Here is a 16,871-nt window from a genome sequence, read left to right as displayed (position 1 = left end):
AGGTTACGGATGGTAACGTGGGGAGTACTCATGCTGATTGGTCTGCAAAAAGCAGTAATAAATTCAGAACTTCAGAATACCGTCAAGTCCCGAAAAAAGAAAAATCAGGTGCGGAATGACGGGTTAACAAGTCTCCTTGCTTTATTTATGGTTATATCCGTCATCATTTCGAATTATTTGCGTGTCTTAATTTTATCAGTCAGGGTCTTCGTATGGTCAGCGAAACACCACAGCAGCGGGAAATCACCCGGCTGTGTATCCAATGCGCACTGATGCTGTTGCAGCACGGTGCGGAGAGCACGGTAGTTGAGCAACTCTCTTCGCGCCTCGGGCTGGCGCTCGGGGTGGATAGCGTAGAAAGTTCCATTTCTGACAACGCCATCGTCCTTACCACCATCATGAATGGACACTGCCTGACCTCGACGCGCAAGAACGTCGATCGCGGCATCAATATGCATGTGGTGACCGAAGTGCAGCATGTTGTGATCATGGCCGAGCACAAACTGCTGGATGTGGCTGGTGTTGAAAAACGCCTGACGGGCATCAAGCCGTTGCGCTACCCGCGCTGGTTGGTGGTGACCATTGTTGCACTCTCGTGCGGCTGCTTCAGTAAGCTCAACGGTGGCGGTTGGGATGCCTTTGTGGTCACCATGCTTGCCAGCGGTGTAGCAATGTATGTGCGTCAGGTATTGACCTCGCGCCATCTCAAGCCCCTGATCAACTTCTGTATTACCGCCTTTGTCGCCACGTCGGTATCCGGGCTGTTGTTGCGCGTTCCCACATTTCATCAAACCTCGACGGTGGCAATGGCGGCCAGCGTACTGCTGCTGGTGCCCGATTTTCCGCTGATTAACGCGGTAGCGGATATGTTTAAAGGGCATGTGAATACTGGGCTGGCGCGCTGGGCTGTTGCCAGCCTGTTGACGCTGGCAACCTGTATTGGCGTCGTGGCTGCAATGGCAATATGGGGGTTACGCACATGGGCTTAACGCTGCTGTGGGGGCTATTGCAGGATATCTTGCTGGCGGCAGTGCCTGCGCTGGGCTTTGCTATGGTGTTCAATGTGCCAGTCAAAGCGTTGCCTTATTGTGCACTGCTAGGGGGCGTGGGGCACGGCGTGCGTTTCCTGTGCGTGCAGATGGGCATGCCCATCGAATGGGGCTCGTTTTTGGCGGCCATATTGATCGGTGTGATCGGGATTCGCTGGTCGCGCTGGCTGTTGGCGCACCCGAAAGTGTTTACCGTTGCGGCGGTGATTCCGATGTTCCCTGGTATTTCAGCGTATACGGCGATGATCTCGCTGGTGGAGCTTTCCCATCAGGGATACAGCGAAGCGTTGATGCGCGTGCTGATCACGCATTTCCTCAAGGCCTCTTTTATTGTCGGTGCGCTGTCGATAGGGTTGTCTCTGCCAGGGATTTGGTTGTATCGCAAACGTCCCGGCGTGTAGCGGCATTAAGATTTTGCTTATTTTGTTCATCAGAAAATCGCCGTATCGACGTACCCATCACCTTTCCGTATAGTGTCTGCAATTTTTGAGCTATAGGGCTTTACCATGGTGATTAGTTTGATTGCAGCACTGGCGGTGGATCGTGTTATCGGCATGGAAAACGCCATGCCGTGGCATTTGCCGGCGGATCTGGCGTGGTTTAAGCGCCAGACGTTAAATAAGCCCATTATTATGGGGCGTAACACGTTTCGCTCTATCGGCCAGCCATTGCCGGGGAGAAAAAATATTGTTATCAGCAGCCGCGCTGGCGACGATGAGCGTGTAACCTGGGTGTCGACCTTAGAAGCGGCGCTGGAGGCCGCTTCAGGCGCTGAAGAGGTGATGGTCATCGGTGGCGGCAGTATTTATCAGCAGATGCTGCCCCAGGCTTCACGTCTGTATCTGACGCACATTGACGCCGAAGTGGAGGGGGATACCCATTTCCCGGAGTACGAACCGGATGCGTGGTCATCGGTGTTCAGCGAGTTTCATGATGCGGATGAAAAGAATTCGCACAGCTATTGCTTTGAGATTCTCGAACGGTGTTAACAGGATAGACGTACGCGCGGCGCAATCAGGCCGCGCGTGTTTTACTTATTCTGCGCCGACAACTGCCATGCCTTGTGCCAATGACGGCTGAGTAAAGACCTGCTTATCCTCCCAGCGCAACATCGTCAGTTCGCCTCCCCAGCAGCATCCCGTGTCCAACGCATAAATGTTATCTGGCGTTCCTTTTCCTTCCAGAGAGGCCCAGTGGCCGAATGCGATGGCATAGCCTGGCGTTTCTGCATTCCCTTCTACGACAGGACTGGGCAAGTAAAACCACGGCTTGAGCAGCGAAGGTGCCTGTGAAGGAGCCTCTTTGCATATCATGTCTAGCTGTCCGCCGGAGAAGCAGTAACGCATGCGGGTAAATACGTTGGTGCTAAAGCGCAGACGCGGTAAACCACTCAGCTCAGGGCTCCAATGATTGGGCATATCACCGTACATCGCGTCCAAAAACAGCGGATAGCTGTCACTGCTGAGTATGGCTTCCACTTCACGTGCACACAGTTGCGCGGTCTCCAGATCCCACTGCGGCGTTACACCGGCATGGGCCATCACCAGTTTAAGATCGTCGTCGACCAGCATCACCGGTTGGCGGCGCAGCCAGTTGATCAGGGTATCGACATCCCGTGCGTTCAGCAGATCGTTGAGACGATCTTTTGGCTTGTTTCTGCTGATACCCGCATAAACCGCCAACAAATGAAGATCGTGGTTGCCCAGTACCATCTGTGCGGCGGGACCTAACGAACGCACATAACGCAGCACCTCCAATGAGGCCGGACCGCGTGCCACCAGATCGCCGGTAAACCACAGCCTGTCGTGCGCCGGATTGAAAGAAACCTGCGCCAACAGCGCCATTAACTCGCCAAAGCAGCCGTGCACATCGCCAATTAAGTAGGTAGACATCATCAATGTATCAGTGAGGGGATCGCTAAACGAAAAACAGAAATAGGAACCTGAAAGGCATCGCCCTGATGATCGATCATGTGGTAATGGCCTTCCATTGTGCCCAGCGGTGTTTCCAGCACCGTACCGCTGGTGTACTGAAATTCACTGCCAGGTTCGATCACCGGTTGTTCCCCGATCACGCCTTCGCCCTGAACTTCCGTTTGACGCCCGTTGGCGTTGGTGATCATCCAGTAGCGCCCAATAAGTTGGACAGGATTACGCCCCAGATTGCGGATTGTGATGGTGTAAGCAAAGACAAAGCGGCTCTCATCGGGCTCGGACTGCGCTTCAACATAAAAACTCTGAACCTGAACACAAACACGGGGCGTATTAATCATCGCGACACTTCCAGTTATTCCTGCGTTGGCGGATGCTCAGACAGCCAGTTGGCCAGCCGGCAGTATTGCTCTACAGAGACATTTTCCGCACGGGCAGCGGGATCAATCTCTAACGCGATAAGCTGCTCGACGCTGAACACATTACCCAGGCTGTTGCGCAATGTTTTGCGGCGCTGGTTAAATGCGGCTGTAGTGATACGGCTCAGCACGCGGACATCAGCAACAGGATAAGGCTGTACGGCATGAGGAACAAGACGTACGACAGCAGAATCCACTTTGGGCGGTGGCGTAAAAGCGGTAGGTGGCACTTCAAGCACCGGGATCACCTGGCAGTAGTATTGTGCCATCACGCTTAACCGGCCATAGGCTTTGCTGTTCGGGCCAGCGACAAGGCGGTTCACCACTTCCTTTTGCAACATAAAGTGCATATCGCGAATAGCGTGAGTATAGCTAAACAGATGAAACATCAACGGCGTTGATATGTTGTAGGGTAAGTTGCCAAAAACGCGTAACGGCTGGCCAATCTGTTGCGACAGCTCGGCGAAATTCACCGTCATGGCATCTTGCTGAATAACGGTAAGCTTATCTTTGAGTTGCGGATGCACCGTTAATCGGGCCGCCAGATCGCGGTCCAGTTCGACAACCGTAAACCGGGTAAGGTGCTCGGCAACGGGCAGCGTTAATGCGCCGAGGCCGGGACCAATCTCCACCATGGCGTGATCGGCCTGGGGATGAATGGCGGAGACAATACTCTCGATCACGAACTGATCGTTTAAAAAATTCTGCCCGAAACGCTTACGGGCAAAGTGGCCTTGATGGACGCGATTATTCATTACGGTGTTTCGTTATGGTGTTGAGTCATGTTGATGGCAAGCTGCAATGCCGTGATAAAGCTGCCCGGTTCTGCGTCACCCGTTCCCGCGAGGGAGAGCGCGGTGCCGTGATCGACAGAGGTTCGGATAAAGGGTAAGCCTAGCGTAATGTTAACCGCTCGACCAAATCCCTGGTATTTCAATACCGGCAGCCCTTGATCGTGATACATCGCCAGTACGGCGTCTGCTTCTTTCAGGTATTTGGGTTGGAATAGTGTATCTGCGGGCAACGGGCCCACCAGATTCATCCCCTGTGCGCGCAGTTCATCCAGCGCAGGAATGATGATATCCAACTCCTCACGCCCCATATGTCCGCCTTCACCGGCATGGGGATTGAGTCCGCACACGTAAATGCACGGCCGGGCCAGCCCAAACTTCTGCTGGAGATCGCGCTGCAAAATCGCAATCACCTCATGCAAACTGTCGCGGGTAATGGCACGGGAAACGTCGGCCAGCGGCAGGTGCGTGGTCGCGAGCGCGACGCGCAGTTCCTCGGTCGCCAGCATCATCACCACTTTTTCGCAGCCGCTGCGATCGGCGAAAAACTCGGTGTGTCCGCTAAAAGGCACACCGGCATCGTTGATGATACCTTTATGTACGGGGCCGGTCACGAGTGCGGCAAATTCTCCGCTCAGGCAACCATCACAGGCGCGAGCCAGCGTGTTTACTACGTACAGGCCGTTATCGACGTTAAGTTCGCCGGGGGAAGCCTCTGCGGATAATGCAACCGGTAATATCGTCAGCGAACCTGCACGTTGCGCGCTTGCAGGAGTACCGGGTTGGTAGTCTCGCAGCGTTAGTGACAGGCCTAGCAGCGTTGCTCGGCTGCGCAGCAACGCCGGGTCGGCGCATACCACAAGTTCTACCGGCCAGTCACGCTGGGCCAGTTGAATGATGAGGTCCGGACCAATCCCGGCGGGCTCGCCGGGCGTGATGACGATGCAAGACGTGGTTGTGGTCATTGTGCTGAGCTGCTGTCGCTGCCGTTAACGATCTTCACGTAAGCGCCTGCACGTTGTTCCTGCATCCAGGTTTGCGCCTCTTCAGAGAATTTACGGTTAAACAGCATGCGGTAAGCGCGATCTTTCTGCGCTGCGTCGGTTTTGTCGACCTGACGTGTGTCTAACAGTTGAATCAAGTGCCAGCCGAATGAGGAGTGGACCGGGGCGCTGATTTCCCCTTTGCGCAGTTTCATCAGCGCATCGCGGAATGACGGATCGTACATATCCGGCGTTGCCCATCCCAGATCGCCCCCCTGATTGGCCGAGCCGGGATCTTGCGAAAGCTGTTTTGCCTGAGCCGCAAAATCGGTCGTTCCCTGTTTGAGCTGCTGTGCCACTTCCTCCAGTTTTGCCTGTGCCTGACTGTCGTTCATCACGACAGACGGTTTCAACAGGATGTGGCGTGCATGCACTTCGGTAACGGAAACGGATTTATCGCCGCCACGAATATCGTTAACGCGCAAAATATGGAAACCCACGCCGGAACGAATCGGACCGACCACCTGGCCTTTTTGGGCTTGCGTCAGGCGTTCAGCGAACAGGGAGGGGATCTCCTGAAGTTTGCCCCAGCCCATTTCGCCGCCTTTCAGAGCCTGCGAATCCGCCGAGTGTGCGATCGCCAGCTTGGCGAAGTCGGCTCCACCTTTCAGCTGTTGTACCAATGAATTAGCCAGGTTTTCTGCATCGTCCACCTGCTGCTGCAACGGGTTTTCTCCCAGAGGGATAAGAATGTGGCTCAGGTTCAGTTCAGCGTCTTCACCGGTCTGGTTAGCGATCTGTTTCGCCAGCGCGTCAACTTCCTGCGGCAGGACGGTGATGCGGCGACGCACTTCGTTATTACGGACTTCGGCAATGGTCATCTCTTTGCGAATCTGGTTGCGATAGGCGCTGTAGGTCAGATTCTCATAAGCCAACTGGCTTTTTAGCTGGTCGAGCGTCATGCGGTTTTGTGCCGCAATGTTGTTGATGGCCTGATCCAACTGCGCATCACTAATTTGGATATTCATTTTTTTTGCCATTTGCAAAATGATGTTATCCATAATCAGACGATCGAGGATCTGGTGGCGCAAAGTACTCTCATCCGGTAACTGTTGTCCCGCTTGCTGCGCATTCATCTTCACGGACTGTAAAAGCGTGCTGACATCACTTTCAAGCACGACGCTGTTGTCCACGACGGCGGCGACTTTATCAACAACCTGTGGCGCAGCAAAAGCTGCATTGGCGCTGAGGGCCAGCCCGAGGATAAGCGTTTTCCAGTTCTTCATACCTTTCCCGTTAGTTTCACCCGCAAGGCGGATTAAAAGTTGATGTGTTACCGTTCATTCCACGCGCGCATGACCGCATCAGAATGCGCGCTGATAAGGCAGAATACCTGAGCGCAGCATTTTTTGCGCACCCAGCGTTTCATTGCTTCTTAAACCCCGCAGCTCAATGTTGATCGAGAACTTGTTGTCATACTCACTGGACTGTCGATTGGTATTCCAGTCGGTAATTTTCCGCTCGTAGCCCATATTGACGGCCCAGCAGCAGGTGTTGTATTGAAAGCCGATACTCTGGTTGGCGGTTTGATTCGCTTTGGTGTCGTAGTAATACGCACCAACCACGGACCAACGGTCGGCAATCGGCCAGGCTGCGGTGAGCCCCACTTGCGAAATGCCCTGCTGATAAGCCCGGCTTGCCAACAGATTCTGTACAGAGTTTTGAATATATTCCCTGCTGGCATAGCGGTAGTTCAGCTGCACCAGTTTCTCGCTATCCTGGCGATATTCCAGCACCGCGTTGCCCTGCGAAATGCTCTCGAGGCGCGTGTCATATTGCAAACCGCTGCGCATGCCCCACAGATCGTTAATCTTCCAATAGCTGTCACCGGCCCATACCAGACTGCCGTTATCGTCGTTTTTATCCATTACCGTGGTGCTATCCCCGGTTCTGGGGCGATCGAAGTAATAGATTTGACCGACGGAAGCATTAAAACGTTCCACCAGATTTTGATCATAAACGCGGGTGGTCAAACCGGTCGCAACCTGATTGGCCGACGCGATGCGATCCAGCCCGCTGTAACTGCGGTCACGGAACAGGCCGGTGTAGTCGTTTTGCAGCAGCGTGGAGTCATAGGTGTAAATACTGCTCTGATCGCGGTAAGGCACATACAGGTACTGTACGCGCGGTTCCAGCGTTTGGGTAAAGGCGTTGGACCAATCCATTTCGCGTTCAAACACCAGTTTGCCGTCAACTTTGTACTGCGGCAAAACGCGATTGACCGAATCCTTCAGCGCATCGCGCTTGATGTTGCTGATTTGCGCATTGGGATCGGCACGGAAGCGTTCCAGATTGGTTTGTTGATAATGGGTCGCCATCAGCTTCGCTTCGGTGTTCAAGCTACCCCACCGGTTGGTCAATGGCAGACTGACCGTTGGCTCAGCATGAAAACGCGTCGCTTCGGGGCGGTTGTTGTTCATGTTGGTAAATTTTACCGCCTGCCCATAAAGATGCATATCGAACGGGCCGATATCCTCTCGGTAGTAGTTGAGGTCGAGTTGGGGCTCGGCGCGGTAAACATCATTGTTGGTGTTAGCCGCTAGCAATTGGAACTGTTTATTGGATAACGTAGCGTCCCAATCCTGGTTAGCATAGCCGACGCTGAATTTTTGGTTCACGTAGCCACTGGTCGTGGAGCCGTAAGAAGAATCGAGATCTTTGAAATAGTTGATATCGCTGACCTTGGTGTAATCGCTGTTAAAGCGCCACACCTGATCCATGATACCGTCGTGCTGCCAGTGAAGAAGCCAGCGCGTATCTTTGTCGTCTTCATTGTCACGACGATAGGCTCTGTCATTAGGCAGCCAGTCCAACTGCGCCGTACCGGTGCCCGGCGCGGCAAGATAACGGAACTCGTTTTGCAACTGTACGCCGCGCTTGGTCAGGACGTGCGGCGTAATGGTCGCATCCATGTTGGGTGCGATATTCCAGTAGTAGGGCGTGATCAGTTCAAAGCCGCTGCTGCCGCTGTAGCGGGCGTTGGGAATCAAAAAGCCGGAGCGGCGTTTGTCACCCACGGGCAGTTGCAGGTAAGGGCTGTAGAAGACCGGGACGTCGCCAATTTTGACGCGCGCATTCCAAATTTCAGCAACTTGCTCATCCCTGTCATGGATCACTTCCGAACCGACGACACTCCAGCTATCATCTCCCGGCAGGCAAGTAGTGAAGGAACCGTTTTCCAGAATGGTGTAGCGATTGTCGCCGCGCATTTGCATTTTATCGGCATCGCCACGGCCCTGACGGTCAACCATTTGGTAATCGCCCTGAAACACGTCGGTATCTCGCGTATTCAGGTTAGACCAGGCTTTGGGGCCTTTCAGGATGACCAGGTTGTCATCATAATTGACATTGCCGGTGGCGGTGATGGTGCGCACCGGGGCGCCGACGGCGTCAGTGCCGCTCTGGCGCAGTTCCACCTGATCGGCCTGCAAGCGACTGTTGCCTTGCTCAACGTTGACGTTACCCAGGAAACGGGCGTTATCCGGATAGTTGGCTTCACTTTTGTCCGCCTGAATATGTACCGGGAGCGTATTGGTCTCGCCAGTGACCAGCGGCCGTGTAAACGTAGGAACGCCAAGCCGGCACTGGGCGGCAGGATCGGCTAACGCGTGTTGGCTGTAGAGCGCCGACCCAATCAAGGTGGCCAGCAGAGTTGGAAAACATTTTTTCATACGCGGTATCGGTGTTCCGTCATCAAGGGCATCATGCCGGCAAACGGTCAGAGACTATATCACTGGCTTACGTTGCGCCAGTGTAAATTCCCCACTGTTTCTCTGCTCTGCCGTTAGGTGCAACGCTAAATGACGGGTATGATAAAGCAATTTTTGGCCGACGGCATGAGGATTTGAGGAAGTATATGCGCTATTGGGGCAAGTTGCTGGGCTTGATACTGGGTATTATGTCCGGCGGTGGCGTGTGGGGTGTGATTACGGGCGTGCTGATGGGCCATATGGTTGATAGAGCCAGGGCTGCGCGTCGCCGTGATTATTTCTCCGCACAGTCTACCCGACAGTCGCTGTTTTTTCTCACCACGTTTCAGGCCATGGGGCACCTGACCAAATCCAAAGGGCGCGTCACTGAAGCGGATATTCAGGCGGCCACCTTGATGATGGACCGGCTGGAGCTGTTCGGTGAGGCGCGTCTGGCAGCGCAGCAGGCCTTTCGTGAAGGGAAATCAAATGCGTTCCCGGTACGCACCAAATTGCGTAAGCTGCGCGATGCCTGCCTGGGCCGCTTCGATATGATCAGAATGTTTCTCGATATCCAGCTTCAGGTCGCGTTTAACGACGGTGCGCTGCATCCGAACGAACGGTGGTTATTGTACGTGTTTGCGGATGAGCTGGGCGTGACGCGTGAACAGTTCGAATTTTTCATGCGTAATATGGAAGGGCAGCAGCGCCAGTCTCAGCAACAGGGCCAATCGAAGCAACACCAATCAAGGCAGAATGGCAAATCATACCAGCGTCGCAATCAATCTTATGGTGGTCAGTCGTATGGCGGCCAATCGCAGGGCGGGCAGCGTCAGCAGCCGCCTTATACGCGGGGGCCAACGCTTGAGAGTGCCTGCCGCACGCTGGGCGTGCGCACCAGCGATGATGCGGCGACGGTAAAACGCGCTTATCGTAAACTAATGAACGAGCACCATCCTGATAAACTGGCGGGCAAGGGGCTCTCTCCGCGCATGATGGACATGGCAAAACGCAAGGCGCAAGACATTCAGGCCGCCTATGAGTTTTTGAAAAGCAGTCACGCCGCCAAGTAACCCCTCTCCAGAGTTTTTCCCGCGTTTTTCTTGACGATTACCTTAAAAATCAGAAATCAGGCTCACAGCGAAAGTGCATCGGTGTACCAAATGCGGGGTGCGTGATAGCCAGTTCCTGTGCGTGCAGCAGCAGACGCGGTGCCAAGGCTCTGGCTTCAGGGTGGGCGTAAAAACCATCACCGAGGATCGGGTGCCCGAGTGCGAGCAGGTGTACGCGCAATTGGTGTGAGCGCCCGGTAATTGGCATCAGCTTCACGCGCGTGGTGCCATCGGCCTCGCGCGCCAGTACCTGATACTGGGTTTGCGCCGGTTTTCCCTGTTCAAAACAGACCTTCTGTTTTGGGCGATTGGGCCAGTCGCAAATCAGTGGCAGATCGATCAATCCTTCATCGTGCTCCAGCCACCCCCATACCCGTGCGATATAGGATTTTTTGGGCTCTCGTTCGCGAAATTGGCGTTTCAACTCTCTCTCGGCCGCTTTGGTCAACGCGACGGCAATCACACCGCTGGTGGCCATATCGAGGCGATGTACGGATTCTGCGTGAGGAAAATCCCGCTGAATGCGGCTCATCGTGCTGTCATGATGCTCAGGCGCTCTGCCGGGAACGGAGAGCAAGCCGCTGGGCTTGTTGACCACAATAATATGTTGATCCTGATACAACACGTGCAGCCACGGATCGATGGGCGGGTTATAGGGTTCCATGATGGCTCCTGCGGCGGCAACGGAGAGGCCGTTGCCACCGGCATTATTGACTACTGGTGAGAGACCACCACCAAACGAATGGCATCCAACCGCCAGTTAGCCTGATGCAGATTGAGCAACACTTGCTCCCGCTGTGTTTCCAGCGCCAGCAGTTCATCGTCACGGATGTTCGGGTTAACCGCCTTCAGGGCTTCCAACCGTTCCCGTTCGCGGCGCAGTTGCAGATCGGCCTGCTGCAACATACTGTGAACGTCGGCTTGTACCGCATTCACCAACTTGCTAGACGTATGGCGGTTTACCGCGTTGAGCTGGCGGTTAAAGCTTTCAAACTCTACCTGCGGAGCCAGATTTTTACCGGTGCGATCCATCAGTAAACGCAACGGTGTAGGCGGCAGGAAGCGGGTCAACTGCAACTGCTTCGGTGCCTGTGCTTCTACCACGTAGACCAACTCAGCCAGCAGCGTCCCCACGGGCAGCGCTTTGTTTTTCAGCAGTGACACGGCACAGCTACCGGTATCTCCGGACAAAATCAGATCCATGCCGTTGCGGATCAGCGGATGTTCCCAACTGACAAACTGTGCATCTTCCCGCGACAGCGCCTGCTCACGTTCGAAAGTAATGGTGCAGCCATCCTGCGGCAATCCGGAAAAATCCGGCACCAGCATATGATCGGAAGGCGTGAGAATAATCAGATTATCGCTGCGATCTTCCTGATTCACGACGACAATATCGAACAGATTCAGAGCGAAAGTGACCAGGTTGACGTCGTTGTCCTGTTCCGCGATGGATTGAGCTAGCATCTGCGCGGCTTCACCGCCGTTGGAGTGCATTTCCAGCAGGCGATCGCGGCCGAGTTCGAGCTGCGCTTTCAGTGCATCGTGCTGTTGACGGCAGGTACGAATAAATTCATCCAGCCCGTGGCTTTGTTGAATAATAGGTAATCATGCTGTTTTTCTATGCCAGTTTTGGTAGAAAATGCTTGTCATCTTAGGTGTACAGTTTTCTCATGAGGCCTAACTGCATGATTTTGCGTTGCGAGGATCCGTCGTTTCACTTGGCTGCCAGCATAAAATCTATTTATTCAACAAAGCCCCAGCCCGTCACTCTCTGTCGGAACGCTCAGGCGCTCAATCAGCGTGCTGTAATGGGCATCATAAATGGTACGGCCCGTTGGGCAGGTATGTTCGAAGGCATCGAGCCCTTCGTGATACCAGCGTACCAGCAGCGCCTGTGCGGTGTTTTCCAGATAGGGCACCAGCACCTGAATTTCTTGCGTTTGTCCGATACGATCCAGACGTCCGATACGCTGCTCCAGCAGATCCGGATTAAACGGCAGATCGAACATGATTCAGGTGGCTGGCGAACTGGAAGTTACGCCCTTCGGAACCGATCTCCGAGCAGATCAATACCTGCGCACCATCTTCTTCCGAAGCAAAATAGGCCGCTGCGCGATCGCGCTCAAGGATAGACAATCCTTCATGGAATACGGCAGCGCGAATCGCTTCACGCGTGCGCAATACCTGCTCAAGCTGCAAAGCAGTAGCGGCTTTGGCGCAAATCACCAATATCTTTTTGTCGCGATTGGCGGTCAGATAACCGAGCAGCCACTCAACGCGCGGATCGAAGTTCCACCAGGTCGCATCGTCCCCTTCCAGCATTTGGTAAATCTGCTCCGGGTACAGCATGTCGCGCGCGCTTCCGGCGTTTTACTGCCGCTCATGATACTGGAGACTTTAATGGCCGTTTGGTATTGCGCGGGCAGCGGTAACTTGATCTGGTGCAACACACGCTGCGGGAAGCCTTTTACGCCTTGGCGCGTATTGCGGAACAGCACGCGGCTGGTGCCGTGTCTGTCCATCAGCATGGCAATCAGTTCCTGCCGTGCGGTTTGGCGATCGGCGGTGTCGCTATTGACAGCCTTGAGCAGCGGTTCGCAGTCTTGCTCGCTCAGCAATTCGGTGAGCAGGTTCATCTCATCTTTGCTGAGGTTTTCATCGGCAAGCAGGAGCGCAACGGCATCCGCCACTGGACGATACTGCTGCTGTTCTTTAACGAATTCACGGTAGTCGTGGAAACGATTTGGATCTAACAGTCGCAAGCGAGCAAAGTGGCTCTCCTGGCCGAGCTGCTCAGGGGTTGCCGTCAGCAATAGTACGGCAGGAATGCGTTGTGCCAACTGCTCAATCGCCTGATATTCAGGGCTAGGGGCGGCTTCGCTCCAGGCGAGATGGTGTGCTTCATCGACCACCAGTAAATCCCAGTGGGCCGCGAGCAGTTGTTCAAAGCGCGCCGCATTTTTCTGAACAAAACCCAGGGAGCAGATGATTAACTGCTCGGTTTCAAACGGGTTACTGCTGTCGAGTCGGGCCTCGGCATAGCGCTCATCATCAAACAGGGAAAACAGCAGGTTAAAGCGGCGCAGCATCTCCACCAGCCACTGATGTTGCAGGGTTTCCGGCACCACAATCAGCACGCGTTCAGCGCGCCCGGCCAGCAGTTGCTGGTGGATAACCATCCCGGCTTCAATGGTCTTGCCCAGACCCACTTCATCGGCCAGCAGCACGCGCGGCGCGTGGCGCTGACCCACTTCACGCGCAATGTGCAACTGGTGGGGGATCAGGCTGGCGCGCATGCCGCGCAGGCCACCCCAAGGCTGCAATGCTTGAGCCTGTTGGTGCAAACGCGTGCGATAGCGCAGGGCAAAGCGATCCATACGATCGATCTGTCCGGCAAACAGGCGGTCTTGCGGCTTATTAAAGGTCAACTTGCTGTCCAGCATCACTTCGCGCAGCTCTGCCGGTGTACCGTCATCAAGGCGTTCACCGATATAAACGATCAGCCCGTTTTCGGCGCGGGTTTCAGTGACGCTGAGCTGCCAGCCTTCGTGGCTGGTGACGGTATCGCCAGAATTAAACATGACACGGGTGATCGGAGCATCGCTTCTCGAATAGAGGCGATTTTCTCCGCTTGCGGGAAAAAGCAGTGTGACCATGCGTACATCCAGAGCAACAACCGTGCCCAGTCCCAGCTCGCTTTCCGTATCGCTGATCCAGCGTTGGCCAAGTGTAAAAAGCATAAATTCGTAGCTCGATATTTGTCATTGTCGGGCATGTCGGACAGAGCAAAGCCTGTCGTTAATCCCTTTGGAGATGAATGATTAGTGGTGGTACTGCATACCCGTTTTCAGTCAGGCATATACCCGTCATACTTCACGTTGCTGGAGTGTTGGCTACGTTCACTCACCCGACTCACTTACCTAAGTAAGCTCAACGGGGTTCATTCACTTGCCGCGTTACGAGACTCATAAATGAGCCTCGCCCTAAAGGGCCAGCGCAAGCGCTGTTCAAAACGTAAACGTTTTGTCCTACAACGCGAATTATTTAGGGTATTGAAAGGGGTGTATGGTAATGGAAGGCGCGGCATTCGTCATCCATTCAACGCTTAAAATAATCCCATCTGGCCGGTAATCAGGCTGGAAAAATCATCCTGTAAAAACGGCAGAATAGCCTCAGCCACCGGTTGCAGTTGGCGCTCGACGTAGTGAGTATAGTCCAGCGTAGAATGCCGGGTTTCCAAAGGCTCCGGGCCGTTGAGCGTCATCACATAGCTGATCCAACCGCCATTCTGGTATTGAAGCGGGCGACCTATCTGGCGGTTGTAGTCGTCAGCGAGTCGGGCGGCACGCACGTGCGGTGGTACGTTTTTCTGGTAATCACTCAGCGGACGACGCAGCCGTTTACGGTAGACAAGCAGATCGTCAAACTCGCCGTTCAGGGTTTTTTCGACATATTCTCGCAGCCAGGCTTGATACGGCTGCTGGCGGAAGATACGCGCATAAAGCTGTTGCTGAAACTGCTGCGCCAGCGGCGTCCAATCGGTGCGTACCGTTTCCAGCCCTTTGTAAACGATTTTTTCCCCGTCAGGCGTCTGCGCCATTCCCGCATAGCGCTTCTTGCTGCCCTGTTCCGCACCGCGAATGGTGGGCATCAAAAAGCGGCAGTAGTGGGTTTCAAATTGCAATTCGAGCGCGCTGGTAAGCCCTAACGTTTGTTGCAGGTGGTTTTGCCACCAGTGATTGACCAACTGGGCCAGCTTACGGCCTATTTCGATGGCTTCATCATTATCATGCGCGCGTTTAAGCCAGACGAAGGTGGAGTCGGTATCACCGTAGATCACCTGATAACTCTGCGACTCAATCAAGGCGCGGGTTTGCTGCATAATCTCGTGGCCGCGCAGGGTAATTGAGGAGGCCAGCCGCGGATCGAAGAAACGGCAGCCGCTGGCACCCAGCACGCCATAGAAAGCGTTCATGATGATTTTCAGCGCCTGCGACAGCGGTTTATTCCCGGCGCGCTTGGCGGCATCGCGCCCCTGCCAAATTTGCTCGACAATGGCGGGCAGGCAGTGCTGCTGGCGCGAGAAGCGGGCACCACGAAAGCCGGGCACTGACGCGTCGTCATCCGACTGCTGCATGCCGCAAATCAACCCCACCGGGTCGATAAGAAAGGTACGGATGATCGAGGGATACAGGCTTTTATAATCGAGCACCAACACCGAGTCGTACAGCCCAGGAGATGAATCCATGACAAAGCCGCCGGTGCTAGCCTCCACGGCAACTTCGCCCAAATTAGGGGCTACGTAGCCAAGACGATGCATGCGCGGCAGATACAGGTGACTGAATGCGGCGACTGACCCGCCGCTGCGATCCGCCGCCAATCCGGTGACGGTGGCGCGTTCCAGCAGGAACGGCATCAGCTCGGTTTTTTCAAAAATGCGCGTGACCAGCTCACAGTCCTGAAGGTTATAGCGGGCGAGGGCGGGTTTATCGTGTGCAAAGCGCTGCTCGATTTCATCCATGCGCTGGTAGGGATTATCCGACAGTTTGCCTTCACCCAGCAGCGTTTGGGACACGTACTCCAGACTAAACGAGGGAAAATTCCAGGTAGCGGATTTTAAGGCTTCAATGCCGTCTACAATCAGCCGCCCTGGCGTACTGGCGAAGAAATGCCCCTGTTTGAAACCGTGCTCGCGCCACTCCAGTTCCTGATTGCCCCGGCCCAAGCGCAGCGGGATGCGATAACGCTCGGCATGTTTTTGCAGCACGCGCAGGTCAAACTGCACCAGATTCCAACCGATAATGACATCGGGATCGTGCTCTGCAAACCAGGCGTTGAGTTTCTCCAACAATTGCGGGCGACTGTTGATATATTCCAGCGCAAATTCAGGGGCAGACGGCACATCATCGGGCTCAGGGCCCAGCATATACACCTGACGCTGCCCGCACCCTTCCAGCCCGATGCAGTAAAGCTCACCGTGCCGGCTGGTTTCGATATCCAGCGACACCAGCTTTAATCTGGGGCGATAGTCAGGGCAGGGCTTCATCTGAGCGTGAACCACCGCATTCGGCCCGGCAGGCTGACCGCTGAACCACACCGGCGCGGTGATAAAGCGCTCCATCAGATAACGATCGGGGGGGCGGATGTCCGCTTCATAAACGGTAATGCCGGCTTCCTGTAATCGCTTTTCCAGCGCCAGCAGTTGGCGGTAATGAGAACAATAGAGGCCCAGCAGCGGCTGGTGGTGGAAATCTTGCAACATCAACGGGCGCAACGAGGGGGGACGCTGCTTACGGGTCACTGAGGTGTCGGTATTCAGCAGCACTTCGGCGCGCGTCTGCTGCTGCGCGGGAATGAAGGCCACCGCCTGTTGAGGTGGCAATGAAACCAGCACCGGACCACCGTCGGTGGCAAGCCAGAGATCAATCTGAATGCCAGCGGGGGTGTCATGCCAGTGGCGGGTAAGAATAAACCCCTGAGACGCCTGCACCACGCGTGAATACCTCAGCCAAAAGAGAAGTATTAAGTATGGTTATATATACAGTTATAGTCTAGCGTTATCTTCACTCCCGCAATCTTCAAGCACCTGGAGCCAGTACAACGCGATTACGGCCTTCCTGCTTGGCGCGGTAGAGCGCTTTATCAGCCAACTTCAGTGCCTGATCGATGGTAAAATCGCCGTTTTTGTCTGCGCGCCACAGGGAAACGCCCAGTGAAATGGTGATATGACCCGCAGGCGATGCCATCGCCTCCGTGCTGGTGCGCAGCCGCTCGGCGATCTGCTCGGCAATGTCCTGCGACGTTTCCGGGAGCAGCACTAAAAATTCCTCGCCGCCG

At 54.8% G+C, this 16,871-nt stretch carries 13 protein-coding genes and 2 pseudogenes; 4 read left to right on the top strand and 11 right to left on the bottom strand.

Going from position 1 to position 16,871, the window contains the following annotated elements; genetic code table 11:
• Positions 1 to 212 precede the first annotated feature (212 nt).
• From ACTBDZ_RS07710 to folA, 3 genes are all read left to right on the top strand, one after another.
• Complete coding sequence (locus ACTBDZ_RS07710; RefSeq protein ID WP_438814882.1) at positions 213 to 989, top strand: threonine/serine ThrE exporter family protein; 777 nt, start codon at positions 213 to 215, stop codon at positions 987 to 989.
• Complete coding sequence (locus ACTBDZ_RS07705) at positions 980 to 1,450, top strand: threonine/serine exporter (protein ID WP_438814881.1); 471 nt, start codon at positions 980 to 982, stop codon at positions 1,448 to 1,450. Before ACTBDZ_RS07710 ends, ACTBDZ_RS07705 begins: the two co-directional genes overlap by 10 nt.
• A gap of 108 nt (positions 1,451 to 1,558) precedes the next feature.
• A complete protein-coding gene (gene folA, locus ACTBDZ_RS07700) occupies positions 1,559 to 2,038 on the top strand; it encodes a type 3 dihydrofolate reductase (RefSeq protein ID WP_438814883.1) in 480 nt (159 codons plus the stop codon).
• Between the two features lie 45 nt (positions 2,039 to 2,083).
• Here the strand turns inward: folA and apaH are convergent, their stop codons facing one another.
• The 6 genes from apaH to lptD form a co-directional block, all read right to left on the bottom strand.
• Positions 2,084 to 2,941 carry a bis(5'-nucleosyl)-tetraphosphatase (symmetrical) ApaH gene (gene apaH, locus ACTBDZ_RS07695; protein WP_438814880.1) on the bottom strand — a complete coding sequence of 286 codons (858 nt, stop codon included), beginning with the start codon at positions 2,939 to 2,941 and terminating at the stop codon, positions 2,084 to 2,086.
• A gap of 2 nt (positions 2,942 to 2,943) precedes the next feature.
• On the bottom strand, positions 2,944 to 3,321 hold the full coding sequence (gene apaG / locus ACTBDZ_RS07690) for a Co2+/Mg2+ efflux protein ApaG (RefSeq protein ID WP_196907889.1): 378 nt from the start codon (positions 3,319 to 3,321) through the stop codon (positions 2,944 to 2,946).
• 14 nt (positions 3,322 to 3,335) lie between these two features.
• A complete protein-coding gene (rsmA, locus tag ACTBDZ_RS07685; RefSeq protein WP_438814879.1) occupies positions 3,336 to 4,154 on the bottom strand; it encodes a 16S rRNA (adenine(1518)-N(6)/adenine(1519)-N(6))-dimethyltransferase RsmA in 819 nt (272 codons plus the stop codon).
• Positions 4,154 to 5,155 (bottom strand): 4-hydroxythreonine-4-phosphate dehydrogenase PdxA, encoded by a 1,002-nt coding sequence (gene pdxA, locus ACTBDZ_RS07680; RefSeq protein ID WP_438814878.1) that lies wholly within the window; start codon positions 5,153 to 5,155, stop codon positions 4,154 to 4,156. The genes rsmA and pdxA overlap by 1 nt, the downstream gene beginning before the upstream one ends.
• A complete protein-coding gene (gene surA, locus ACTBDZ_RS07675; RefSeq protein ID WP_438814877.1) occupies positions 5,152 to 6,459 on the bottom strand; it encodes a peptidylprolyl isomerase SurA in 1,308 nt (435 codons plus the stop codon). The genes pdxA and surA overlap by 4 nt, the downstream gene beginning before the upstream one ends.
• Before the next feature lie 78 nt (positions 6,460 to 6,537).
• Entirely contained in the window at positions 6,538 to 8,904 is a 2,367-nt protein-coding gene (gene lptD / locus ACTBDZ_RS07670) for an LPS assembly protein LptD (RefSeq protein WP_438814876.1), read from the bottom strand.
• Positions 8,905 to 9,089: 185 nt separating this feature from the next.
• Between lptD and djlA the strand changes: the two genes are divergently transcribed.
• A complete protein-coding gene (gene djlA / locus ACTBDZ_RS07665; protein ID WP_438814875.1) occupies positions 9,090 to 9,995 on the top strand; it encodes a co-chaperone DjlA in 906 nt (301 codons plus the stop codon).
• Between the two features lie 49 nt (positions 9,996 to 10,044).
• On the opposite strand, the gene rluA is transcribed toward djlA, so the two are convergent.
• The 5 genes and pseudogenes from rluA to ACTBDZ_RS07640 all read right to left on the bottom strand — a co-directional run.
• Positions 10,045 to 10,698 carry a bifunctional tRNA pseudouridine(32) synthase/23S rRNA pseudouridine(746) synthase RluA gene (gene rluA, locus ACTBDZ_RS07660; RefSeq protein ID WP_438814874.1) on the bottom strand — a complete coding sequence of 218 codons (654 nt, stop codon included), beginning with the start codon at positions 10,696 to 10,698 and terminating at the stop codon, positions 10,045 to 10,047.
• A 50-nt stretch (positions 10,699 to 10,748) separates the two neighbouring features.
• Positions 10,749 to 11,615: pseudogene (locus ACTBDZ_RS07655) on the bottom strand (RNA polymerase-associated protein RapA); the annotation flags it as partial.
• Between the two features lie 182 nt (positions 11,616 to 11,797).
• A pseudogene (rapA, locus tag ACTBDZ_RS07650) lies at positions 11,798 to 13,774 on the bottom strand (RNA polymerase-associated protein RapA); the annotation flags it as partial.
• A 365-nt stretch (positions 13,775 to 14,139) separates the two neighbouring features.
• Positions 14,140 to 16,527 (bottom strand): DNA polymerase II, encoded by a 2,388-nt coding sequence (locus ACTBDZ_RS07645; RefSeq protein ID WP_438814873.1) that lies wholly within the window; start codon positions 16,525 to 16,527, stop codon positions 14,140 to 14,142.
• Between the two features lie 85 nt (positions 16,528 to 16,612).
• Positions 16,613 to 16,871, bottom strand: a 259-nt coding sequence (locus tag ACTBDZ_RS07640; protein ID WP_438814872.1) for a GGDEF domain-containing protein, incomplete at its 5' end; no start/stop codon positions are given.

This window comes from Symbiopectobacterium sp., assembly GCF_051710365.1.
In the GTDB taxonomy this organism is placed as follows: Bacteria; Pseudomonadota; Gammaproteobacteria; order Enterobacterales; family Enterobacteriaceae; genus Symbiopectobacterium.
Note: the sequence above shows the minus strand (reverse complement) of the source record. Positions and strands in the feature narration are given on the sequence as shown.

Coding starts and splice junctions, on each gene's coding strand:
- ACTBDZ_RS07710 (WP_438814882.1), top strand. CDS start 213: ATGGTCAGCGAAACACCACAGCAGCGGGAAATCACCCGGCTGTGTATC.
- ACTBDZ_RS07705 (WP_438814881.1), top strand. CDS start 980: ATGGGCTTAACGCTGCTGTGGGGGCTATTGCAGGATATCTTGCTGGCG.
- apaH (WP_438814880.1), bottom strand. CDS start 2,941: ATGTCTACCTACTTAATTGGCGATGTGCACGGCTGCTTTGGCGAGTTA.
- apaG (WP_196907889.1), bottom strand. CDS start 3,321: ATGATTAATACGCCCCGTGTTTGTGTTCAGGTTCAGAGTTTTTATGTT.
- rsmA (WP_438814879.1), bottom strand. CDS start 4,154: ATGAATAATCGCGTCCATCAAGGCCACTTTGCCCGTAAGCGTTTCGGG.
- pdxA (WP_438814878.1), bottom strand. CDS start 5,155: ATGACCACAACCACGTCTTGCATCGTCATCACGCCCGGCGAGCCCGCC.
- surA (WP_438814877.1), bottom strand. CDS start 6,459: ATGAAGAACTGGAAAACGCTTATCCTCGGGCTGGCCCTCAGCGCCAAT.
- lptD (WP_438814876.1), bottom strand. CDS start 8,904: ATGAAAAAATGTTTTCCAACTCTGCTGGCCACCTTGATTGGGTCGGCG.
- djlA (WP_438814875.1), top strand. CDS start 9,090: ATGCGCTATTGGGGCAAGTTGCTGGGCTTGATACTGGGTATTATGTCC.
- rluA (WP_438814874.1), bottom strand. CDS start 10,698: ATGGAACCCTATAACCCGCCCATCGATCCGTGGCTGCACGTGTTGTAT.